The sequence below is a fragment of the Microbacterium sp. LCT-H2 genome (assembly GCF_001866135.1).
Classification (GTDB): domain Bacteria; phylum Actinomycetota; class Actinomycetes; order Actinomycetales; family Microbacteriaceae; genus Microbacterium.
The window spans coordinates 915825-938805 of the sequence record NZ_MODW01000001.1 but is presented as its reverse complement, the minus strand read 5'-3'; the positions used below and the strand labels follow the sequence as shown (position 1 = coordinate 938805).

The window sequence follows — 22981 nt, the reverse complement described above, 5'->3', positions numbered from 1 at the left end:
GCGCTGGCCGCTTAGATCTGAGCGTTGGAACGGTCCGGTTCTCCTACAGCGGCGCTCGGCGCGCTCTTGTAGCCCCTGCTCACAAGCAGGACACGCCGCCAGTACGACTGGGCTAGGAACACGGGGTCGTCTCGGCGTAGGGAAGCCCCTACCATCACGTTCGTAACGAACAGCGCGAGCAGGAAGAGGGGCCCGATCCACACAGCCTGCGCGCCGATGATGAGGCCAGCGACGACGACAACGCCCAGGACCAGGAGCCCCGCCACCCGACCCAGCCAGCGAAACGGTCCGACCGCGGTCGACGCGAAACTGATACCCACGCTCGCTCCGAGAAGCACGGTGAGGAGGTAGATGATCGGTTCGTTCACCATCAGCGGTTCTCCGTTCCCGGGCTGGACATCTCCGTTGTCGGCGCAGCGGCTTCGATCGTCGCAGCCACCACTTCGGCGTGGTCGACTGAGCCATCCGCCGCATTGGCCGGTGAAACCATCGTCACCGTAAGCGCAGCAACCGCCGTGACAGCGCCGACGATCCCAAGCTTCCTTCGCAACATCCCATTCGTTTCTGGCGCCAATGCCGAAGGCTGACGCGGAGCCACGGTAAGCAGCCGCCAACGGCACTGTCTGTCCACCATTCGGGGGACAGACTCTTGAACCCCTGAAAGGACGCGCTTCGTCACCGATATGAAGCATCCAGAGAACTGAAGTCCGGCCCCAACGCGGACACGCTCGGCACGCGCAGCCGGTCGCACGCGGCCGCGCTCGTCCGCGGGGTCGAGGACTGGGTCAGCGCTCGACGGTAGGAACCGCCGGAGCCTTCTCCTCGGCGCGCAGCGGTCGGGCGGCGCCGGAGAAGAGACCCGAGAGCACCACGAGCGCGACGAGGATGAAGAGCGTGTTGAGCAGTCCGATGTGCTCGCTGATGACCCCGAGCACCGGCGGGCCGCCGAGGAATGCCACGTAGCCGATGGTCGCCGCCGCGCTCACCCGTGCGGCGGCCTTGGCCGGGTCGTCCGCCGCGGCCGACATGCCGAGGGGGAAGCCGAGCGACGCACCGATGCCCCACAGCGCCGCGCCGACGAGGACCAGCGGCAGCGTGGGCGCGAGGATGAACAGCAGGATCCCGGTGGCGGCGGTCGCGGCCAGGATGCGCAGCACCAGCACCCGGCCGAAGCGATCGACCAGCGGTCCGCCGAAGAGGCGCACCACCGTCATGCCGACGGAGAACACCGCCAGGGCGACGGCGCCTGTGCCTTCCGCGAAGCCGTGTCCCTGCTCGGTGCCCAGGGCGATCCAGTCGTTGGCGCCGCCCTCCGCGAAGGACATGCCGAGCATGACGGTTCCCAGCAGGTACGTGCGCGGCTCGCGCCAGGCCTCGAGCGCGGTGTGCATGCGCTGGCGGAACGGGGGCTTCTCGTGATCCTCGGGGTCGAGCGCGGCCTCGCGCACGGGCACCTGGAAGAAGCAGACGACGGCGATCACGGCGATGAGGACGCCCATCGACACCGCGTGCGTGCCGACGTCGACCTGGAGGGACGCGGCGAGGGCGCCGATGCCGGCGCCGAGCACGGTGCCGAAGCTGAAGAACGCGTGGAACACCGGCAGGATCGTGCGGCCCATCTGCTGTTCGATGGCGGTGGCCTCGACGTTCATCATGACGTCGACGCAGCCGTTGCCGAAGCCGAAGAGCACCATGCCGATGAGGACCACGGGCACCGACCCGAAGACGGTCGCGCCGAGGCCGACGAGCGCGATGCCCGAGGCGAACGTGAGCATCGCCAGGAGCATGCCGCGCCGCGCACCGGTCCGCGCCATGACGGCGGGGCTGGTCGAGATGCCGAGGATGGACGCGACGCCCATGCCCAGGAGGATCAGGCCGACCTGCGCGTTGTCGAGGTCGAGTGCCTCCTTAATCCCCGGCACGCGGGAGGCCCAGGTCGCGATCGAGAGGCCGCTGGCGAGGAAGATGGCGAAGATCGCGGTGCGCCAGCGCACGAACTGCGAGCGGGTGAGGGCGGTGTCCATGGCGAACAGCCTATCGAATCGATTCGACCCTGCGTGACCGAACCGGGCTATCCTCGGAGTATGACCAGGGAGACGCCACGCCGGCCCACGATCGCCGATGTGGCTCGCGAGGCGGGGGTCTCCACCTCGACCGCGTCCGTCGTCTTCAGCGGCAAGGCCAAGGTCGCGCCCGCCACCAGGGACCGGGTGCTCGCCGCCGCGACCGACCTCGGCTACACGGGGCCCGATCCGCGCGCCGCCTCCCTCCGTCGCGGACGGAGCGGCATCGTGGCGGTGGTCCTGGAGGGGCATCTGCGCGCGGCCTTCCTCGACCCGGTGACAACCGCGATGATGGACGGCCTCACCGACGGGCTCGCCGATCTCAGCGCCGGGATCCTCCTCATGCGCGACGAGCCGGGCGAGGACGGCTCGGCCATCGCGAGCGCCCCCGTCGACGCCGTCGTGCTGATCGGATGCTCCGGACGCACCCGCGCGTCCCTGGAGATCGTGCTCGGACGCGGTCTCCCCGTCGTCGTCATCGAGGGGGACGCGGGGCTCGACGTCCCGCGCATCACCCTGGACAACGTCGCGGCCTCCGCCGACATCGCGCGGCACGTGCGCGACCTCGGGCATCGGGACGTCGCCCTCGTCACACTGTCGCTGGACGCCGAACGCGAGCGCACCCTCATCACACCGGAGCGTCTGGCGAACGCCACCGTCGATGTGACGGTCGATCGGCTCGCCGGCATGCGGGAGGTGTTCCCCGATGCTCCGGCGATCTCGGCGTCCGGCAGCCTGATCGACGAGGGCATCCTCGTCGGGCGGATGCTGCTCGCCGATCCGGACACCCGCCCGACCGCGGTGCTCGCGCAGAGCGACCTGCTGGCGGTGGGCGTGATCCGCGCCGCGGAGGAACTCGGGCTCCGGGTTCCCGAAGACCTCTCGGTCGCCGGGTTCGACGGCATCCCCCTGGACGGCCTCGGCGAGCTCACCCTCACCACGAGCGTGCAGCCGGCGGTCGAGAAGGGGAGGGCTGCGGGGGAGCAGGTCGCCAGGATGCTCCGCGGGGAGCCCGGCGTCACGCAGGACCTGCACTGCGTGTTCCGCGCCGGCACGACGACCGCGCCGCCCCCGTCGCGCTGACGGCGAGCACCGGTCAGGAGCGGGCGGGGCCGAGAGGAAGCGCCGCCGGCGCGTAGTCGAGGATGCGATACCGCCCGCACGCGATGACGGCTGTCGGGGCCGCAGTGGTCGGCACGTTCCAGGCCACCGTCTGCGCGTCCTCGATGAGGAACGACACCTCGCCCACCGCGAAGTCGCGACGATCGACGAGCCACGCGTAGCCGCGGAGCTCATGATCGACCTGCACGAGCCGGGCAGGGTCCGCCGCGTGCAGCTTCGGGAGCCGGACCGTCCAGAACTGTCCGGCACCGGTGCGCCCTGACGAGTCCACCCAGGCCGTGACGCACGCGAGGTCGGCGTCGGGCGCGCTCGCCGCCTGCACGATGCGGGGTACGGATGCGACGCCGCCGATGAGGAGGGCGGTGGCGACGACGGCGGAGACGACCTGCGCCAGCGTGGCTCGCCGCATCCGGACACGCGGCAGGGTGAGGAGGACGAGGACCGGGGCGAAGGCGAGCGGCTGCAGGTACCGCGCCGCGTGGGTTCCCGCCGCGATGCCGCCGAGGAGCACGACGAGCGGGAGTGCCCAGGCGGCCGTGGCCACCAGTCGGTCACCGGTGTCCGACGCGTGGGTCGTCCGCACGACTGCCAGGACCGTGAGCGCCAGCACGGCCACCGTGCCGAGCACCCCGCCGGGGGACGACAGCCGATCGATCGTGAGGCCGCCGTAGTACGCGGCGGAGTGAATCCATTCCGCCGGCTGGATGTAGCCGGCGCCGGAGTTCGCGATCCATGCCGAGAAGGGAATGCGACCGAGGAAGCCCACGATGCTGCCCCCGACCAGCGCAGCGATCAGCGCGAGACCCCGCCGCCTGACCGCGGGCGTGGTGAGACAGAGCCCGCCCAGGACGAGGGAGAGGGGCACCGTGGCCCAGGCGGCGAACAGCGGGTTGCTCAGGGTCGCCACCGCCGCGACGATCCCCAGGGACACCGGCAGCGCCGCACCTCCGCGGGGGCGATCGAGGAACCGCCGACACAGGCCGATGGCGAGGACCACGGCCACGACGGTCGCGGAATAGTACGTGGTCGTCAGCATCAGCGACGCGAGCTCGAGCGCGTCGCGGGACGGCCCGGACTCGGTGAGGACGAGGATCGCGAACGCCGCGAGGGCCGCGACCGACCAGGCGACGGGGGCTCTGCCGACGGCATGCCGCCCGGCGACGAGGCGGATCGCCCCGTAGAGCGCGAGGACGTTGACCACCGCGTTGGCTGCGAGCACGCCGTTCACGTCGAGAGGCACGACCGCGTCGAGAGCCGTGAAGACGGCGATCTCGGGGAGGAAGAGCACGCTGGACAGCGCCCAGTCGCCTCCGCCCCCGTCGAGGATCGATCGGCCGACGAGGGCCACGATCAGCGAGTCCCCGTCGTCGAACATCAGGACCGAGCGCGGCGAGGAAGCGAGGTGTCCGACGGTGACGAGCGCCAGGGCCAGCGCGGCCGCCCAGCCCGCCAGTTCGCGTCCCCAGACCCGCCGCATGCGACCACTCTGGCACGCGATCTCGAAGCTCGCGGGGCCGACAGGCGTCTCGGCCCGGTAAACTGGTCGGACACCGCCCGCCTGAGCCGTACGGCCGACGAGCCCCGAGGAGCCGCGTATATGCTGATGCTCCTCGCAGTGTTCCTTCTCGGGTCGCTCTTGATGCCCGTCCTGGTGCGCTGGTTGGGAGCTCAGGCTTTCGCCGTCGCCGCCCTCGTCCCGGCTGCCGCGTTCGTGCACGCGCTCGTGCTCACGCCGCAGGTGCTCGACGGTCCCGTCCCGTTCGTCTCCGTGCCGTGGATCCCGCAGCTCGGGCTGAACCTGTCCATGAACATGGACGTCCTCGGGTGGGTGCTCACGCTCATCGTCACGGGCGTCGGCGCCCTCGTGCTCCTCTACTGCCGCTGGTACTTCCATGACGAGGCCGCGGGCATCGGGCAGTTCGCCGGCGTCCTGCTCGCCTTCGCCGGCGCGATGTACGGCCTCGTCCTCACCGACGACCTCGTGATGCTCGTGATGTTCTGGGAGGCGACGAGCATCCTCTCCTACCTCCTGATCGGCCACTACCGACGCCGTGCCGCCAGCCGACGCGCCGCGTTGCAGGCGCTCCTGGTGACGACGCTCGGCGGACTGGTGATGTTCGTCGGCGTCGTGCTGCTCGTCGTCGACACCGGGACGTCGAGCATCCGCGAGATCCTCGCCATCGCGCCGACCGGCCCGATCGTCGATGCCGCGATCGTCATGCTCCTGATCGGCGCCATCAGCAAGTCGGCGCTGTTCCCCTTCCACTTCTGGCTCCCCGGCGCGATGGCGGCCCCGACTCCGGTCAGCGCCTACCTGCACGCCGCCGCCATGGTGAAGGCCGGCATCTACCTCATCGCCCGCTTCGCACCCATCTTCGCGTTCAGCCCGACGTGGCGGCCGATCGTGCTCACGCTCGGCATCCTCACCATGCTGCTCGGCGGCATCCAGGCGCTGCGGGAGACCGACCTCAAGCGCGTGCTCGCGTTCGGCACCGTGAGCCAGCTCGGCTTCTTCGCGGTCGTCGTCGGCTACGGCACGCAGGCGGCCGCCCTCGCCGGCCTCGCGCTGGTGATCGGGCACGCGCTGTTCAAGTCGGCGCTGTTCCTCATCGTGGGCGTGATCGACCGGCAGCTCTCCACGCGTGACGTGACCGAGCTCTCCGGCGTCGGCCGGCAGGCACCGGTCATGGCCACCGCCGCGTTCATCGCCGTCGCGTCGATGGCCGGCGTGGCTCCGACCATCGGATTCGTGGCGAAGGAGTCGACGCTGACGGCGCTCCTGGACGATGCGCTCGGCGGCTCCGTGTGGGGCCTCGTCGCCCTGATCGGCGTGGTCCTCGGATCCATGCTGACCGCGGCATATGGTGTCCGCTTCCTCTGGGGCGCGTTCTGGACCAAGCGCGATGCCGACGGACAGCGACAGCCGGACACGGTCTGGCCAGACCCACCCGTCGGTTTCCTCTCCGCGCCGATCATCCTCGCCGGCGTGACGCTCGCCGCAGGGATCGGCGCCCCGGCCCTCGACGTCGCCCTCCAGCCCTACGCGCTGACTGCCACGCCGGGACTCGACCACGAGGGGGCAGCCGTCGAGGGTCCGGGGCACCTCGCGCTCTGGCACGGCTTCGAGCCCGCCCTCGGCATCTCGATCCTCTCGATCCTGCTCGGCATCGGGCTCTTCCTCCTCACGAGGCGGACCGGGTGGGACCGTCGTCCGCGACTGCTGCCGTTCACGGCGGCCGACGCCTACTACGTGGTGATGCGCGGCATCGACCGGCTGTCGGTGCTGAGCACGACGCTCACCCAGCGCGGTTCGCTGCCGGTCTACGTCGGGACGATCTTCGTCGTCTTCGTCGCCGCCGAGGTCACCGCGCTCGTGGCGAGCGACATCGACCGCTATCAGCTCTCGCTGTGGCACACGCCGGCGCAGCTCGCCGTCGCGCCGATCATGGCCGTCGCGGGCGTCGTGGCGGTGCGTGCGCGCAAGCGCTACACCGGCGTCGTGCTTGCCTCCGTCACCGGCCTGGGCATGGTCGTGCTCTTCGCGACCAGCGGGGCACCGGACCTCGCGCTCACGCAGATCCTCGTGGAGACGGTGACGATGGTGACGTTCGCCCTCGTCCTCCGCCGTCTGCCGGCGCGGATGGGCGAGCACAACGAATCCGTCAGCCGGATCCCGCGCGCGCTGCTCGGCATCGGCGTCGGTCTGACCATGGCGTTCGTCGCGGTGGTCGCGACCCAGTCCCGCGTGGCCGATCCGATCTCCGCGATCTTCCCGGAGATCGCGTATGAGATCGGCCACGGCAAGAACGTCGTCAACGTGGCGCTGGTTGACCTCCGCGGCTGGGACACGATGGGCGAGCTCTCGGTGCTCGTGCTGGCCGCGACCGGTGTCGCCTCGCTCGTGTTCGTCACGCATCGCGCCGACCTCCTCGCGGCCACGAAGACCCTGCCGCGCTCGGTGCGCAAGTCGGCCCGGAGCCGGCCGCTCGTGGAGACCACGGACGGCGTGCGCTTCCAGACCGCGGAGAACCGATCGGCGCCGCGCGCCTGGCTCGTCGGCGGCCAGAAGATGAAGCCGGAGAACCGGTCGATCCTGCTCGAGGTGATCGTCCGCATCCTGTTCCACACGATCATCGTCGTCTCGATCTTCCTCCTCTTCGCCGGGCACAACCTCCCCGGCGGCGGCTTCGCGGGCGGACTCGTCGCGGGCATGGCCCTCGTGATGCGCTACATCGCCGGAGGGCGCTGGGAGCTGGGCGCCGCTGCGCCGACCGATGCCGGTCGTCTCCTCGGCGCGGGCCTGATCCTCGCCGTGGGCACCGCGGTGGTGCCGCTGTTCTTCGGCCTCGCACCGCTCACCAGCACCTTCTGGGAGTGGGAGATCCCCGGTATCGGGCACATGGAGTTCGTCACCTCGACCATCTTCGACATCGGCGTGTACCTCGTCGTGATCGGACTCGTCCTCGACGTGCTCCGCAGCCTCGGTGCGGAGGTCGACCGGCAGGCCGCGCTCCGCCCCGGCGAGAGCACCGCCGTCGACTTCTCCTCGCGGACCGGGGGGAACGGCTGATGGACGTCTCGCTCGCCCTCATCGCGATCATGGCCGTGCTCTTCGCCTGCGGCGTGTACGCGATGCTGGAGCGCAGCCTCACCCGCGTCCTCATCGGCTTCCTCCTGCTCGGCAACGCCACGAACCTGCTGCTGCTGATCGTCATGGGCGTGCCGGGCAACGCGCCGTTCTTCGGCACCGAGGGCGACCTGAGCGACCCGTTGCCGCAGGCCCTGACGCTCACGGCGATCGTCATCACCTTCGCCGTCTCGGCCTTCCTGCTCGCGCTCATCTACCGGTCGTGGCAGCTCGGCCAGGCGGACACGGTCGAGGACGACGAGGCCGACATCGCGCTGCGCGAGCGCACCGATGAAGACGAAGACCTCATGGACGACGAGTCGGAGACGGACGACGACGACGCCACGACCGACTTCGTGGGCGTGCAGACCGCGCCGATCACCGTCCTGCACATGCGCGACAACCCGGCGATCCACGATGACGCCCCGTACGACGCGCCGTACGTGCCCGAGCCGGAGCCCGAACCCGACGGCGCCGCCGACGGCGCTGCGGACCGGGACGACGACACGACAGACGGGGAGGGCAGGCCATGACCACGCTCGTCCCGCTCCTCGTCGCCCTGCCGCTCCTCGGCGCCGCGATCACCCTCGTCTTCGGACGCAATGCGCGCCTGCAGGTGTTCGTCACCGTCGCCACGCTCGCCGTCGTGTCCGTCATCGCGGCGGTGCTGCTCGTCGTGGTCGACGCGGGCTCCCCACTCGCGGTGTCCGTGGGCGGGTGGCCGGTGCCGTTCGGCATCGTCCTCTACGTCGACCGTCTCGCCGCACTCCTGGTTCTCGTCTCCAGCGTCGTGCTGCTCGCGGTCCTCCTCTTCTCCATCGGTCAGGGTGTGGCCGACGGGGCGGACGAGACCCCGATCTCGATCTTCAACCCCTCCTACCTGATCCTCGCCGCCGGAATCTTCAACGCCTTCATCGCCGGTGACCTGTTCAACCTGTACGTCGGATTCGAGATCCTCCTCGTGGCCTCGTACGTGCTCATCACCCTGGGCAGCACCGAGTCCCGCATCCGCACCGGCGCCGTCTACATCGTCGTCTCGCTGGTGTCGTCGATCCTGTTCCTCGCGTCGATCGCGATGATCTACGGCGCCCTCGGCACGGTCAACATGGCCCAGATCGCCGAGCGGATGTCGGAGCTCCCGCAGGACACGCAGCTCGTCCTGCACCTCATGCTCGTGGTCGCCTTCGGGATCAAGGCGGCGATCTTCCCCGTGTCGTTCTGGCTGCCCGACTCTTACCCGACCGCCCCCGCGCCGGTGACGGCCGTGTTCGCCGGCCTGCTGACCAAGGTCGGCGTGTACGCGCTGATCCGGACGGAGACCCAGCTCTTCGCCTCGAACAGCATCGACACGCTGCTGCTCATCATCGCGCTGGCGACGATGATCGTCGGAGTGCTCGGCGCCGTCGCGCAGGCCGAGCTCAAACGGATCCTGTCGTTCACGCTCGTCAGCCACGTCGGCTACATGATCTTCGGCCTCGCGATCGCGACCCCGGCCGCCATCGGCGCGACGGTGTACTACATCGTCCACCACATCGTCGTGCAGACCACGCTGTTCCTCGCGGTGGGACTCATCGAACGCCGGGCCGGCAGCACCTCCATCCTCAGGGTCAAGGGCCTGCTGAAGATCGCCCCCGTCATCGCGCTGCTGTACTTCATCCCCGCGATCAACCTCGGTGGTCTGCCACCGTTCTCCGGGTTCATCGGCAAGTTCGCCCTGTTCGAGGCCGCGGCCTCCGTGGGCACTCCGCTCATGATCGTGCTCATCTTCGGCGGCATCATCACCTCGCTGCTCACGCTGTACGCGCTCATGCGCGCCTGGAACCTCGCGTTCTGGCGTGAGGAGGAGGACTCGACCGAGACCGAGGGCCGCATCTCCTACCTCACCGGAGCCCCCGCCGCGGATGAGCAGCAGGAGCGCCGGCACATCCCGAGGATCATGACCGTGGCCACCGCGGGCATGGTCACCGTGACGGTGGCCCTGACGATCTTCGCGGGACCGCTGTACGCTCTGTGCGACCGTATCGGGGCGGGCCTGCTGCAGCCGGTCAACCTCGTCCAGCTGGAAGACGAGGTGGAGGGATGAGCCCCGAGACCAAGAGCGTCTGGCGGGACATCGGCATGCAGCTGCCGTTCCTCGCCTGGCTGATCGTGCTGTGGATGCTGCTGTGGGCCCAGTTCACGGTGCTGTCCTTCCTCACGGGGCTCGTGGTGGCGATCTTCGTGACGCGGGTGTTCCGCCTGCCCACGGTAGAGCTCTCCGGGCGCATCAACCTCTGGTACGGCGCGCTGTTCGTCGTGCAGTTCCTGTTCGCGATCCTCCGGGGCGCGCTCTCGGTGACCGTGCAGGTCTTCGACTTCCGCCGGCAGCCCGGTACGGCCATCATCGCGGTGCCCCTCCGCTACGCCGACGACCTCGTCCTGACGCACGTCGCCGTGGTGTCGTCGCTCATCCCGGGATCCCTCGTCGTCGAGGCGGATCGGGACCGCGGGATCCTCTACCTGCACGTGATCGGCGTGCGCAGCAAGGAGGATGTCGAGACGCAGCGGCAGGGTGTGCTCGGCTGGGAGAAGCGCATCGTCCGAGCGCTCGGCAATCCGACCCAGTACCGGGCGCTGAAGGCCGACGAGCGTGCCGGCCGCATCGACCCCGCGACGATCGGCGGTGCCCGATGAACACCTTGCTCCTCATCATCCTCGCCGTGTTCGGTGTGGCCGCGATCCTCGCCGTGATCCGTATCGTCCGCGGTCCGTCGATCCTCGACCGTGCCGTCGCCGCCGACGTGCTGCTGACCGAGGTCATGTGCGTGCTCGGCGCCGAGATGGCCATCAACGGCCACACCCGCAACATCCCCGTGCTCCTCATCATCGCGGCGGTCGGTGTGTTCGGATCGATCGCGGTGGCCAGGTTCGTCGCGAGAAGGGACAACACGACACCATGAACGTGTTCGGTCTGATGATCCCTGACGCCGTCGTTGACGTGGCGGTGCTCGTGCTCATCTTGCTCGGGGCGATCCTCTGCCTCTCCGCCTCCGTGGGCCTGCTGCACTTCCGGGACGTGCCCACGCGACTGCACGCCGCGACGAAGCCGCAGGTGCTCGGGCTGCTGCTGATCTGTGTGGCGATCGCCCTGTCGCAGCGGTCGATCGGCGGCGTGCTGTTCGGCCTCGTGCTCGTCGCCCCCGTGGTGCTCATGCAGTTCGCGACCGCGCCCCTGTCCGCGCACATGGTCGGGCGCCAGGCCTACCGCAACGGCACGATCGAGCAGCGGGGTCTCGTCGTCGACGAGCTCGCCGAGTCGAAGCAGACCCCTCCCGCCGCCGGCTGACCGCCTCGCCGCCGACGTAGCCGGTTTCGCCCGCTGTCGGTTCACAACTCAGGAGATCTGCGGCGTCATCGGGCCGCGCGTGCGCTCAGGTCGGATGGGGGACGGATAATCCTGAATTGTGTACGCCGTGCGCGGCCCCCACTTCTCCTCCACCGCCTCGCGATCCGGAGCGGACACTCCACATCCGGCCTCACTCCCCGTCCCGCCGTGTCGCGCCGGGCATCCTCCGGGATGTGATCGCCCACTTCGGACCCCGGTGCGCAACAGAGGTCTTCGACTCCACGGTCTTGACTCGAGCGGATCTTCGCTCCGCGGGGCTGAGGGGGCGCGAGCTGACCGCCCTGGTGCGGAGCGGGCGGCTTCTGCGACTGCGCCGGGACCGATACGCCCGCCCGGATGTGGATCCTGTCGTCGCGGAGGCCGTGCGCATCGGAGGTCGCGTCACCTGCGTCTCCCTTCTTCAGCTGCTCGGGGTGTTCGTGCTCGCGGCTCACGGTGTGCACGTTCAGGTCGATCCCCATAGCTCGCGGTTGGGGCGTCGAGACGCGGAGGCTCACAGGGTGCACTGGGCAGAGGACGGCGCAGCGAGTGCGCTGCACGTCACGTCCCTGGATACGGCCGTACGCCATGCCGTCCGATGCCAGTCGCCTCGGGCGTCGGTGGCCACCCTGGACAGCCTCCTCCATCAGCGCCTCATCACGATGGACGAACTGCGCGCGATCTTCGCTCGGCTGCCGCAGCGGTTCGGCGCGGTGCTCGCCCTGGCCGACGCGTCATCCGAGTCGGGGCCGGAGACGTTCGTGCGGCTCCTCCTCCGGTCGCTCGGTGCCTCATTCGAGACACAGGTCCACATCCCCGGCGTGGGTCGAGTCGACTTCGTCGTCGATGGATGGCTGATCGTCGAGTGCGACAGCCGCGCCTTTCACGAGGGATGGGCGAAGCAGCAGCGGGATCGTGCGCGGGACATGGCGGCTGCTCGTCTCGGCTATGTCACGATCCGGCCGCTCGCCGCTGACATCCTCTCCGACCCCGCAGGCACGCGAGAGGCGCTGCGGGAGGTTCTGGAGGCGCTCGGCCCCCGGCTCGTCGGCGCTGGCCGTTCACAACTCAGGAGAAAGGGCAGCCGCAGCCTGCCTCAGCCGCCGAACCGTCCCAACGCGCCGCGATCTCCTGAGTTATGAACGGCCTACGGACCCAAGGGGCGCGGTGAGCGATGCGAAGGGCTAGGTGCGGGCGGCGAAGGCCTCGATGAGGCGGGCGGCGGGCTCGGAGTCGCTGATGAGGGTGCCGTGGCCGTGGTCGGGGATGACGGCCAGCTCCGCGCCAGGGATCGCATCCAGGATCACCTGGCACCAGCTCATCGGGGCCAGCGGGTCGTCCTCGCCGCGCAGCACCAGGACCGGGCAGGCGATGCGGACGAAGGCCTTCTCCGGCTGGTGGACGATGGTCGCGCGCATCTTGCGGATGAGGTGCGGGCCACCGCGGAGGTACTCGCGGGCGCCGCGCCAGATCACGAGCGGCCGTTCCCCCACGAGATCCTGGAGCAGGTATCGGGCCTGCGCGCCGACGTTCCTGGCCGCCTTGTCGACGGTGGGTCCCGCCAGCACGACGCCGGCGACGAGCTCGGGATGCCGGGCGGCGAGCTCCGCGGCGATCTGACTCCCCATCGAGTGCCCGATCACCACGACCGGATCCGCGTCGACATGACGGAGATACGCGGCCACGAGGTCGGCGTGCCGCTGCATGGTCAGCGTGCGCGTGGGCTCCGGGGCCTCGCCGAAGCCGGGGAGGTCGAGCGCGATCACCCGCCCCTGCAGCCGCTGGGTGAGGTCGAGGTAGACGCTGCGCCCCATGCCGATGCCGTGCAGCAGGAGGTAGGTGGGCGGTCCGTCGCCGAAGGTCTCGGCGATCAGGGTCGCTCCGGCGTGCTCGAACTCGAGGAGGGTGGCCGGCGTCCCCTTCGGGGCGAGGTAGCTGGTGGGCACCTGTCCACGCTAGCCGAGCACCCTCCACGCGACTCTCAGCCGGCGGGGGTGAGCGTCAGGGTGTCGACCGCGGCCGCCGTCACGGCCTTCGGAGTGAACGCCCAGGGCCGCTGCACTCCCGTGGACCAGTCCTTCGTCTGATCGACGTAGTGCTCGTGGAACGCGTGACCGGAGGCGCCGGTGAGGTGGATCCAGGTCGAGTCGTCGAAGTCCGCGAGGTCGACGACCATGCGCATGGACGGGACGGTCGTGGTCGCATACGAGACGCCCAGCTGCCATCCCGTCGCATCGACCACGGACGCACCGCCCCCGACGGGGTAGGGGCCACGGTTGAACAGGGCCTCGATCGGCGCGATGCCGGACGACCCGAACGTGTCGCTGGTGAGGGTCAGGGCGTGCAGGCCGCCCCAGTTCCACCGGGCGACATCCGTGCCCTGGAGCCCGGACAGCTCGTCGTACGCCTCCTCGGCCGACAGCGCGAGCATGGCGTCTCGTCCCTCGACGTCGAGGCCGGGGTTGCTCCACAGCGGGTCCTCGGGATCATCGAGCATCGCCCCGACGACGGTGAACAGGCGGCCCTGGCCGTCGATGGGCAGGGGCTGCTCCCGCTCCACGAAGATGTTCTGCACCAGGTTCGACCACAGCACGTTCGCGTACGCGGCCCCGGCCGAGGAGGCGCTGTTCTGCGCGTCCCAGCCCCGGAGCAGCTCGACGGCCTGCTGCGGCCCCTCGCCCTCGACCTCGATGTCCCCCATCGCGGCGGCGAGCTGTTTGCCGATCCACATCTCGCCGTCCATCTGGATCTCGCGCATGTCGTCGGCCGTCAGCGGCCCGGCGGCGGCTCGGCGCTCGATGAGGTGGGCGATGCGGGCGGCGCGGTAGCCCTGGTCCCAGTCCCGGGAGAGGAAGTGCTCGTAGTCGTCGGTGACGATGGCGTTGTTGGCGGTGACGATGTACCCGGAGCTCGGGTTGTACGACACGGGCAGCTCCTCGAACGGGATGTAGCCGGTCCAGTCGTAGCTGCTGTCCCAGCCGGGCTGCGGCATCCAGCCGTCGCCGGCCCCGCGGATCGGCAGGCGGCCGGGGGTCTGGTACCCGATGTTGCCGTCGACGTCGGCGTAGATGAGGTTCTGCGCCGGGACGTCGAACAGGGAGGCTGCGCGGCGGAAGTCCTCGAAGTCTTGAGCGGTCGACAGCGCGAAGATCGCGGTCGCGGTGGTGCCGGGGTCGAGCGCCGTCCACCGCAGGCTCACGGCGTACTCGGCATCGTCGGACCCCGGGGCATCCGGCACGGTGCCCTCGGCGGTGAGTCCGGGGGTCGGGTCGTCCGCGATCGCCGTGAAGTCGTCCGTGAGGCCGGAGATGATCGGTCCGTGCACGGTGGACCGGATGGTGAGCTCGATGTCTTCGCCGCCGGCGACCTCGATGGTCTCCGTGCTCTCCTCCAGCGGCACGAGCTCGCCGTCCCGCCAGTAGGAATCGCCCTCGATGCGCTCGACGTACAGGTCGGTGACATCGGTGGTGAGGTTCGTGAAGCCCCACGCCACGCGCTGGTTGTGGCCGATGACGATGCCGGGGAGGCCGGAGAACGAGAACCCGCCCACGTTGAACGGGCAGTCGTCGTCCACCGTCGAGCACGTGAGCTGCACCTGGTACCAGACCGAGGGGAGGGAGGCGCCGAGGTGCGGGTCGTTGGCGAGCAGCGGCATGCCGGATTCGGTGAGGTCGCCGGAGACCACCCAGGAGTTGGAGCCGATGCCCTCGCCGACGTCGCCCACGAGCGCGCTCGCCGCTTCGATGACGGACGACGTCTCCTTCCACTCCACTGTGGTGAGAGCCTGCTGCGCCTCCCCGTCGTCCTCGGGCACGGTGAACGCCGCGGGCTCGGCGCCGGGCTCCAATGGCGGGACGGTGGAGATGGTGGGCACGATCACCGGGTTCCGGTCGAAAGGGTAGTCCGGGTAGAGCGTGCCGAGAAGTCCGTCCACGTCGGCCTCCGGATCCTCGGCGAGCTGCCCCGCGAGGAGCGCGCGCTCGGTCTCGTCCTCGACGTTGGTGCGGAGGTCCCAGGCCATCGCCTTCAGCCACGCCACCGAATCCGCGGGTTCCCACGGCTCCGGCTCGTAGTCGGGGTTCTGCAGCCCGAGCACCGCGTACTCGAGAGACAGCTCCGCTCCCGAGCGGGAGGACAGGTAGGCGTTGACGCCGTCCGCGTAGGCCTCGTAGTAGCCGCGGGTGACGTCGTCCATCGCCTCGACCTCGGCCTCTGCGGTGGTGCGCCAGCCCAGCGTGCGCAGGAAGGCGTCGGTACCGGCCTGGGAGGCGCCGAACAGCTCGGCGACCCGGCCGGAGGTGACGTGGCGGCGGAAGTCCATCTCGAAGAACCGGTCCTGCGCGTGCACGAAACCCTCGGCGAAGAAGAGGTCGTCGGAGGAGTCGGCGGTGATCGTGGGCACGCCGCTGGCGTCGCGCTGCACGGTGACGTCCGCCTTCAGCCCTGCGAGCGCGGTCGAGCCGGAGGTCTGCGGGAAGGAGCGCTGGATGGTCCAGGTCACGAAGAACGCGCCTGCGACGGCCACCACCACCAGCGCGGCGATCACGACGAACGCGATGCGTCCGATGCGGGCGCCCAGAGAAGGACGCGGGGAATCAGCGGACGCCGTCGAATCGGTCATCATCGTCGAGAACTCTTTCGGGTAGCCAGGTGGGACTCAGTCCCACCGAGCCCCAGTGCGCGTTTCACGGGTGCGCGCTCTCGCATCATAGCCGCCCCGCGCTCGCCGCGGGACGGTCCGCGGCGAGCGGAGGGCTCAGCCGATGAGGCTGGGCTGCAGATCGCGGAGCGTCCGGCGGTGCGTCATCCGGGTCACCCCGATCATCGCCAGCAGCAGCGCCCCGAGGAGCCACGCGCCGAGCACCGCCAGGTCCCAGCCTGCGCGGGCGGAGTCCCCGCCGTACATGAGCTGTCGCATCGCGTCGACGACGTAGCCGAGAGGCAGCACATGGTGCAGCGCGGCCAGGGGCGCGGGCAGCGTCTGCCAGGGGAATGTGCCACCCGCTGTGACGAGCTGCAGCACCATGAGCACGAGGCCGAGGAACTGCCCCACGGAGCCGAGCCAGACGTTGAGGGCGAGGATGATCGCGGCGAACGTGGCCGAGGCGAACATCATCACTCCGAGCGTGCCGAGCGGATGGTCGAACGTGAAGCCGAGCGTCAGCGCCAGGATGCCCATCAACCCGAGCATCTGCACGGCACCGAGCATCGCCGGGGTCAGCCAGCCCGCCAGCGTGATCCGGATCGGGGAGTGCAGCGCCGTGACGGCGCGACGGGAGATCGGCTTCACGATGAGGAACAGCGCATAGATGCCGATCCACGCGGAGAGGGCGGCGAAGAACGGGGCGAGGCCCGCGCCGTAGTCTTCGGCGGAGGCGACCTTGTCGCTGGACACCTTCACCGGGTCCGCGATCGTGTCGGCTTGCAGGGAGCGCAGGTCGGGGGTGGAGGCGGGGATCGCCTGCACGCCGTCGGCGAGCCCGTCGCGCAGCTCCGCGGTCCCGGAGGACAGCTTCTGCAGGCCGTCGCGCAGTTGCGCGGCGCCTGAGTTCGCCGCGGCCGCTCCCGTCGCGAGGGTGCCGGCGCCCCCGGCGAGCTCGCTCGCCCCCGACGCCAGGGACGCAGACCCGGCGGCGAGCTGGTCGACCTTCCCGACGGCGTCCTGCACCTGGGCGTTGCCCTCCTCGATCCGGGTGCCGAGAGGATCCAGGCGGGCGAGCACCGCATCGATCTCCTCGGGCGCGAGGCCCTGCTCGGTGAGGACGTCGGTGATGTCCGCGCGCACCTGCGGCAGCGCATTCGTCGCTTCCTGCACCGCGGCTCCGGCCCGATCGGCGACGTCGGCGAGTTGGCGGTTGCCCGCGCTCACCTGCTGGGCACCGTCGGCGAGCGTCTTGGCCCCGGAGGCGAGCTGCGCCGAGCCGTCGGCGAGCTTCGCGGTGCCCTCGGCGAGCGTCGTGCTCCCGGAGGCGGCGCTGCGTGCGCCGTCGACGAGCTGTGTGGCGCCGTCTGTCGCGGAGATCAGATTGTCGCGCACGTCGCTGAGGCCCGTCAGCAGTCGCTCCGCGGCCTCGCTGCCGACCATCTCGGCGACGGAGCTGCGGATCTTCTCGACGGCCTGCGATCCCATCGACGAGGCGAGGTAGTTGTTCGCGTCGTTGGTCTCCAGCTCGATCCTGGCCTGATGCGGATCGTCGCCCGCGGCGGAGGTGAGGGCGGCGGAGAAGTCCGAGGGGATCGTCACGGTGAAATCGACCGCGCCGTGGCGCAGCGCATCGGCGGCCTCGTCCTCGGTCATACGCTGCCAGTCGAAGGCGTTCCCCTCGATGAGGTTCTCCGCCACGTCCTCGCCGTAGTTGACGGTCTCATCGGTCGCCGGTTGCGTGCCGGTCGTCGGGGCGGGAGCGCCCTCGTCGTCGACCACGAGGGCCACGGGGACCTCGGAGAACTTCGCATACGGATCCTGGTTCGCCCAGAGGTAGAGGCCGCCGTAGAGGATCGGCACGCAGATCAGCGCCACCAGGGCGAGGATGCCCATCCGGCTCGCGGTCAGGCGGCGGAGCTCGGCGGCGATCATGGCGGGAACCTTCATCGCGCTTCTCCTTCCTCGTCGGTCGTGGGTTCGTCGTCGGTCGTGGGTTCGCTCTCCTCAGGGTCGTCGGTCGGTTCCGGACGCTCGAGCACCAGGGGCTCGATCGGTCCGGACGCGTTGATCGCATCGAACTCGTGCATACGCTCGAGGGCGACGGCGGCGGAACCGCCGACGATCACGAGCATCGCGTACCCGCGGTCCGCGAACTCGGCGGCGATGCGCCACCATCCGTCCGGGCTGCCGCCGTGACGATCCGGGGCGACGAGGACGATGCCCTCGACGCCTTCGCGGAGCACGGCGAGCTCGCACAGGATGCGCACGCGGGCGGCAGGGTCGACCGAGCCGATGGGGACGGAGGCGAGCTCCTGGTATCCGACCCGCGCGAGCCAGCGGCGGGCGTGGAGCGGGGTCGCGCCGCGTCCGGCGAACATCAGCTCCTCGCCGACCACCCCGGCGAGGGTGATGTCCGGGTGCGGGTCGCTGACGTCCGGGGCGTCCACGAGGGCGACGCGGCGGCGCAGCTCCTTCGGGTTCGCCGCCGCGTCGATCGTGACGCGGCCCGTGTCCGGGCGCATCCGCCCGCTCGCGATGAGGCCGAGCACGGTCGGCCGCTGCTCGGTCTCCGCGAGCGCGTAGCGGACGGCGCCGGAGTGGAACTCGAGACTCATGGACGGAAGCGCCTGGCCGGCGCGGCCCTTGCTGACGTCGTGCAGTGTGATCCTCATGCGCGGACCTCCTCGTGGTCGGCGGCGATGTCCGGGTGGGCGCTCAGCAGTTCGTCCGCCTCGCGCCAGGAGAGTCCGGCGATGCTGAGCACGGCCCGGACCGCGAGGTCCTCGGCGCCGCTGCTCTGCACGTCGGTGCGGGAGACCACGGTGCGCGCCATCTCCTCGATCAGCCGGGCGAGGGTGGGGCCGGCGAGGTCCGTCCGGAAGCTGCCGTCCTGCTGCCCCCTCCGCACGAGGGCGGCGACACTCCGGCGCAGCGGCGCGAGTGCCGCGGCGGTGTGCTCCACATGCGCCTCGTCGAGGGCGAGCGCAGCGGCGACCTGGATGTGCGCCGCCTCCTCCCAGAGCCGGGCGGCCAGTCGGGCCAGGGCGAGGCGGGCGTCCGGCTCGTCGATGGAGGCCGCGATGGCGTTGAAGCGCTGGGCGCCGCTGGAGACGAGTTCCCGGATCAGAGCGTCCCGATCCTCGAAGTGCCCGTAGAGGGTGCGGCGGGACAGGCCCGCGGCCCGGGCTATCGCGTCGAGGGAGGCGTGCGGGTCGGTGGCGAGGGCGCTGCGGGCCGCGGACAGGATGCCGGCGCGGTTCTCCGCGGCGTCGCGACGAAGAGCGCGAGTGGTCATCCGTCTATGGTAATAACGTGCACAAGACTGTGCAAGATAATTCAGGAACCTCGCAGTCTGCTGCTCCCGCGGCCGGCCGTCGAGGCTCCTCCGGGGCGGACCGTGGTATGTTACGCGTCGCGCTTCGGCGCATCCTCAGAGGAGAGACCGGTCCGGACCGGGACTCCGGCGGGATCGGTCATGGAACGGCGGGGGGACGCCATGATCGAGAAGAAGAACGATGTGCCTGCCGGGAGCGAGGCACTGGCGGGGGGTCGGCACGGTGGTCTGCAGGGCAGGCTGACCGATGCGATCGTCTCGGGCGCGCTCGCTCCGGGGACACGGGTGGACGAGCGCGGGCTCGCGGCAGCCTTCGGTGCCGGGCCGGCAGAGGTCCTCCGGGCCCTGGACGGCCTTGCCGCCGCCGGCCTCATCGCGGTGCGCCGCGACGGCACGCGGAGGGTGACCGCGCTCGATGGAGACCGAGCGCGCGATGTGGTGGCCCTGTTCGGTGACGTCTGGATCGGCTCGGTCCGCCGCACGATGGCACTGCTCCGCACCGACGACCTCGCGTATCTGGACGAGCTCGTCGACGATGTGGCGCTGGCGGTGCGGTGGCGCGACGGCTCGGCCTTCGGTGGCGGCCTGCGCGCTCTCGCCGTCGCTTTCGCCCGGATCGAGGGCAACACGGAGCGGGCTGAGCTGGTCGGGAGTCTGGGGACGCTTCTCGAGTGCGTCGCCCGTCGTGCCGGGAGCGTCTTCGACTGGACGGATGTGCGTACGTCGGTCGCCCGGATCGCCGTCGTGCTCTCCGAACGCGACGCCACGGCGATGCGCGTCGCCCTCATGGACCTGTTCGACGACGTGCTGCCGGGAATCGTGGACCGCGCGGTGACGCCGGCGCGTCCGCTCGCCGCGACGTCCTGATCGCCGGACGCGGGGCGGGCGCCCGGTGACCGGGAGCCCGCCCCGCGTGCTCAGTCGGTACCGGAGTCGAAGGCCGCGCGCTCGGAAGCGGTGTCGACGGCGTCCGCGAGGTTCTCGTCGGCCTCCGAGATCGAGCCGTGCACCGACTCGGTGATCTCGGCGGACTCGCCGGCGGTCACCCGGCCGACGAGCTCACCCGTCGCGCCGCCGACGAGGCCGAGGCCCGCGTACTGCTCCAGGCGCGCGCGGGAGTCGGCGATGTCGAGGTTGCGCATGGTGAGCTGACCGATCCGGTCCACCGGGCCGAAGGCGGCGTCGCCGACGCGCTCCATCGACAGCTTCTCCGGCCCGTATGACAGGTTCGGGGAGACCGTGTCGAGGATCGTCCAGTCGTCGCCGCGGCGCAGGCGGATCGTCACGGTGCCCGAGATCGTCGAGCCGACCCAGCGCTGGATGGACTCGCGGAGCATGAGCGACTGCGGCTCGAGCCAGCGGCCCTCGTACATGAGGCGGCCGAGGCGGCGACCCTGCTCGTGGTACGTGGCGAGGGTGTCCTCGTTGAGGATGCCGTTGACGAGGCGCTCGTACGCGATGAAGAGCAGCGCCATGGCCGGAGCCTCGTAGATCCCCCGCGACTTCGCCTCGATGATGCGGTTCTCGATCTGGTCGCTCATGCCGAGGCCGTGCCGCCCGCCGATCGCGTTCGCCTCCTGAACCAGGGCCACCGGGTCGCTGAATTCGACGCCGTTGATCGCGACCGGACGGCCGCCCTCGAACGTCACCGAGACGTCCTCGGTCTCGATGTCGACGGACGGGTCCCAGAACTTCACGCCCATGATCGGGTCGACGGTCTCCAGCGACACGTCGAGGTGCTCGAGCGTCTTCGCCTCGTGGGTCGCGCCCCAGATGTTCGCGTCCGTCGAGTACGCCTTCTCGGCCGAGTCGCGGTACGGGAAGCCGTGCGCGACGAGCCACTCGCTCATCTCCTGGCGACCGCCGAGTTCGGTGACGAAGTCCGCGTCGAGCCAGGGCTTGTAGATGCGCAGGCGGGGGTTGGCGAGCAGACCGTAGCGGTAGAACCGCTCGATGTCGTTGCCCTTGTAGGTCGAGCCGTCGCCCCAGATGTCGACGCCGTCCTCGCGCATCGCGCGCACGAGCAGCGTCCCGGTGACCGCGCGGCCGAGCGGCGTGGTGTTGAAGTAGGTCTTGCCGCCGGAGCGGATGTGGAAGGCGCCGCAGGAGAGCGCGACGAAGCCCTCCTCGACCAGCGCCGTCTTGCAGTCGATGAGGCGCGAGGCCTCGGCGCCGTACTCCAGCGCGCGTCCAGGGATCGAGGCGATGTCGTCCTCGTCGTACTGCCCGAGGTCGCCGGTGTAGGTGAAGGGCACAGCGCCCTTGTCGCGCATCCAGGCGACGGCGACGGAGGTGTCGAGTCCTCCGGAGAAGGCGATGCCGACGCGCTCGCCGACGGGCAGGGACTGGAGGACCTTGGACATGGCTCCCAGTCTATCGGCGGCGGCGTGTCGTCCCGTCTCGCCTCAGACGAGCCGCGTCATGACGCCCAGCGCCGCATAGGTGCCCAGCGCGCGGCGATCGCACGTGACGAGCGGGACACCGGCATCCCGTGCGGCGAGGCCGACGAGGCCGTCATAGACCGCCCCGCCGGAGATCCCCGCATCGGCGAGAACATCGACGGCGGTGAGCGCGGTGTGCTCCGAGAGTGACACCGAACGGGGAAAGGCGGTGCGGATGGCGAGCGCGGCGGCCGACGGGGTCAGTCGATCGGGCGGTGGCAGGCGGGTCAGGACGGAGTACGTCTCTGCCGAGGCGTGTCCGGCGAGGCCGAGGGTCGCACCGGCGCAGAAGGTCTGCACCGCGCCGTGCGCCGTGTGGTCTTCCACGACAAGAGCGACCGCCGCACTCGTGTCGAGGACGAAGTCAGCGCTGGTCGGCAAGGCGGAGCTCGCGAACGTCATCGGGTGTGAGGGTGGAGCCGGAAGAGCGGACGACGAGGCGGCCGTCTTTCTCGACGAGGTTGTCGGGGGCCTCGATCTCGATCCGGATGCCGTTGCCGTCGAGGACGAGGTCCACCGGGCCGGGAACCAATCCGACACGCTCGCGGAGTGTGGCAGGGATCACGATTCGACCTGCCTTGTCCATGGTTGCCTTCATGCCGAGAGAATACCATTCGGATGGGCGGCACGAGTGTCGGCTGCGTGAAGTGAGAGAGTGGGCGCACGGGAGGTCGGACATGGGTGGAGCGATTCTGTGGGGAGCCGTCGCGGCGGCTCCGCTGTTCGTCGGCGCGGTGCTCGCGATGCTGCGCACCTGGCCGCCGCGGTGGCTGGGCGTCGTCCTGGGGTTCGGCGCCGGAGCGCTGATGGCCTCGATCGCGTTCGAACTCTGGGAGGAGGGGCTCGACCGCGGCGGTCCCCTCCCGCTCGTCACCGGCGTCGCCCTCGGAGCCCTCAGCTACTACATCGCCGCCCGCATCCTCGACGCCAGGGCCGCGAGGAAGAAGGGCGAGGCCGGGGGAGGTCAGCTCGCGGTGGGGGCCCTCCTCGACGGGATCCCGGAACAGCTCGTCCTCGGCATCGGTCTCGCCTCGGGGGAGCCGGTGAGCATCGCGCTCGTCGTCGCCATCCTCGTCTCGAACCTCCCGGAGTCCATCGGCTCCGCCGCCGACCTGCTCGACGGTGGCATGCGACGGAGCAGGGTGCTGCTGCTGTGGGCCGGAGTCGCCGTACTGTGCGCGGCGGCCACCGTCGCCGGCTTCGCGCTGGCCAGCGTGACCGGCGAGGTCTTCCGCTCCGGGGCGAGCGGTTTCGCCGCGGGCGCCCTGCTCGTCATGCTGGTGGACTCGATGGTCCCGGAGGCGCAGTCGAAGGCGAAGGAGTCCACGGGGCTGGCGACCGTCCTCGGATTCGCGCTCGCCGCCGGTCTCGCCTTCGCGTCCTGA

21 protein-coding genes are annotated in these 22981 nt (G+C 70.4%); 10 read left to right on the top strand and 11 right to left on the bottom strand.

The genetic code is table 11. The annotated features are described in order from the left end of the window. Positions 1-11 precede the first annotated feature (11 nt). Together BK819_RS04365 and BK819_RS04360 are read right to left on the bottom strand one after the other, a co-directional pair. Positions 12-371: a hypothetical protein gene (locus BK819_RS04365; RefSeq protein WP_071328013.1), complete on the bottom strand. Its 360-nt coding sequence runs from the start codon at positions 369-371 to the stop codon at positions 12-14. 414 nt (positions 372-785) lie between these two features. Continuing rightward, entirely contained in the window at positions 786-2024 is a 1239-nt protein-coding gene (locus BK819_RS04360) for an MFS transporter (protein ID WP_071328012.1), read from the bottom strand. A 60-nt stretch (positions 2025-2084) separates the two neighbouring features. Here BK819_RS04360 and BK819_RS04355 point away from each other — a divergent pair, with 60 nt between their 5' ends. Further along, positions 2085-3146, top strand: coding sequence for a LacI family DNA-binding transcriptional regulator (locus BK819_RS04355; RefSeq protein ID WP_071328011.1), 1062 nt, complete (start codon positions 2085-2087; stop codon positions 3144-3146). Between the two features lie 13 nt (positions 3147-3159). On the opposite strand, the gene BK819_RS04350 is transcribed toward BK819_RS04355, so the two are convergent. Beyond that, a complete protein-coding gene (locus tag BK819_RS04350; RefSeq protein WP_071328010.1) occupies positions 3160-4662 on the bottom strand; it encodes a hypothetical protein in 1503 nt (500 codons plus the stop codon). Between the two features lie 120 nt (positions 4663-4782). On the opposite strand from BK819_RS04350, the gene BK819_RS04345 reads away from it, so the two are divergent. The 7 genes from BK819_RS04345 to BK819_RS16500 all read left to right on the top strand — a co-directional run bounded on the left by BK819_RS04345 (position 4783) and on the right by BK819_RS16500 (position 12318). After that, positions 4783-7755: a Na+/H+ antiporter subunit A gene (locus BK819_RS04345; protein ID WP_071328009.1), complete on the top strand. Its 2973-nt coding sequence runs from the start codon at positions 4783-4785 to the stop codon at positions 7753-7755. Further along, a complete protein-coding gene (locus BK819_RS04340) occupies positions 7755-8345 on the top strand; it encodes a Na(+)/H(+) antiporter subunit C (protein ID WP_256209372.1) in 591 nt (196 codons plus the stop codon). Before BK819_RS04345 ends, BK819_RS04340 begins: the two co-directional genes overlap by 1 nt. Then, entirely contained in the window at positions 8342-9895 is a 1554-nt protein-coding gene (locus BK819_RS04335; protein ID WP_060922025.1) for a Na+/H+ antiporter subunit D, read from the top strand. The genes BK819_RS04340 and BK819_RS04335 overlap by 4 nt, the downstream gene beginning before the upstream one ends. Continuing rightward, on the top strand, positions 9892-10485 hold the full coding sequence (locus tag BK819_RS04330) for a Na+/H+ antiporter subunit E (protein WP_071328008.1): 594 nt from the start codon (positions 9892-9894) through the stop codon (positions 10483-10485). The genes BK819_RS04335 and BK819_RS04330 overlap by 4 nt, the downstream gene beginning before the upstream one ends. After that, complete coding sequence (locus BK819_RS04325; protein WP_025105196.1) at positions 10482-10751, top strand: monovalent cation/H+ antiporter complex subunit F; 270 nt, start codon at positions 10482-10484, stop codon at positions 10749-10751. The genes BK819_RS04330 and BK819_RS04325 overlap by 4 nt, the downstream gene beginning before the upstream one ends. After that, complete coding sequence (mnhG, locus tag BK819_RS04320; RefSeq protein WP_071328007.1) at positions 10748-11137, top strand: monovalent cation/H(+) antiporter subunit G; 390 nt, start codon at positions 10748-10750, stop codon at positions 11135-11137. Before BK819_RS04325 ends, mnhG begins: the two co-directional genes overlap by 4 nt. Before the next feature lie 659 nt (positions 11138-11796). Beyond that, positions 11797-12318, top strand: coding sequence for an endonuclease domain-containing protein (locus BK819_RS16500; protein ID WP_143049240.1), 522 nt, complete (start codon positions 11797-11799; stop codon positions 12316-12318). A 42-nt stretch (positions 12319-12360) separates the two neighbouring features. Here BK819_RS16500 and BK819_RS04310 read toward each other — a convergent pair whose 3' ends face one another. The 5 genes from BK819_RS04310 to BK819_RS04290 form a co-directional block, all read right to left on the bottom strand. Beyond that, entirely contained in the window at positions 12361-13122 is a 762-nt protein-coding gene (locus BK819_RS04310) for an alpha/beta fold hydrolase (RefSeq protein ID WP_071328005.1), read from the bottom strand. Positions 13123-13157: 35 nt separating this feature from the next. Further along, on the bottom strand, positions 13158-15800 hold the full coding sequence (locus BK819_RS04305) for a penicillin acylase family protein (RefSeq protein WP_083391651.1): 2643 nt from the start codon (positions 15798-15800) through the stop codon (positions 13158-13160). A gap of 132 nt (positions 15801-15932) precedes the next feature. Continuing rightward, positions 15933-17768 (bottom strand): YhgE/Pip family protein, encoded by a 1836-nt coding sequence (locus tag BK819_RS04300; protein WP_071328004.1) that lies wholly within the window; start codon positions 17766-17768, stop codon positions 15933-15935. Next, a complete protein-coding gene (locus BK819_RS04295) occupies positions 17765-18493 on the bottom strand; it encodes a hypothetical protein (protein WP_071328003.1) in 729 nt (242 codons plus the stop codon). Before BK819_RS04295 ends, BK819_RS04300 begins: the two co-directional genes overlap by 4 nt. Then, the gene (locus BK819_RS04290; protein ID WP_071328002.1) at positions 18490-19116 is read right to left on the bottom strand and encodes a TetR/AcrR family transcriptional regulator; all 627 of its coding nucleotides are present in this window, start codon (positions 19114-19116) and stop codon (positions 18490-18492) included. The genes BK819_RS04295 and BK819_RS04290 overlap by 4 nt, the downstream gene beginning before the upstream one ends. Positions 19117-19317: 201 nt before the next feature. Between BK819_RS04290 and BK819_RS04285 the strand changes: the two genes are divergently transcribed. Further along, positions 19318-20022 carry a GntR family transcriptional regulator gene (locus BK819_RS04285; RefSeq protein ID WP_177173785.1) on the top strand — a complete coding sequence of 235 codons (705 nt, stop codon included), beginning with the start codon at positions 19318-19320 and terminating at the stop codon, positions 20020-20022. A 50-nt stretch (positions 20023-20072) separates the two neighbouring features. Here the strand turns inward: BK819_RS04285 and argG are convergent, their stop codons facing one another. From argG to BK819_RS04270, 3 genes are read right to left on the bottom strand one after another with little or no spacing between them, the layout of a single operon-like run. Continuing rightward, positions 20073-21518: an argininosuccinate synthase gene (gene argG, locus BK819_RS04280; RefSeq protein WP_071328001.1), complete on the bottom strand. Its 1446-nt coding sequence runs from the start codon at positions 21516-21518 to the stop codon at positions 20073-20075. A 42-nt stretch (positions 21519-21560) separates the two neighbouring features. Beyond that, the gene (locus tag BK819_RS04275) at positions 21561-21998 is read right to left on the bottom strand and encodes a PIN domain-containing protein (RefSeq protein ID WP_256209371.1); all 438 of its coding nucleotides are present in this window, start codon (positions 21996-21998) and stop codon (positions 21561-21563) included. Further along, positions 21961-22194, bottom strand: coding sequence for an AbrB/MazE/SpoVT family DNA-binding domain-containing protein (locus tag BK819_RS04270; protein ID WP_256209370.1), 234 nt, complete (start codon positions 22192-22194; stop codon positions 21961-21963). Before BK819_RS04270 ends, BK819_RS04275 begins: the two co-directional genes overlap by 38 nt. Before the next feature lie 79 nt (positions 22195-22273). On the opposite strand from BK819_RS04270, the gene BK819_RS04265 reads away from it, so the two are divergent. Next, the gene (locus tag BK819_RS04265; RefSeq protein WP_071327999.1) at positions 22274-22981 is read left to right on the top strand and encodes a ZIP family metal transporter; all 708 of its coding nucleotides are present in this window, start codon (positions 22274-22276) and stop codon (positions 22979-22981) included.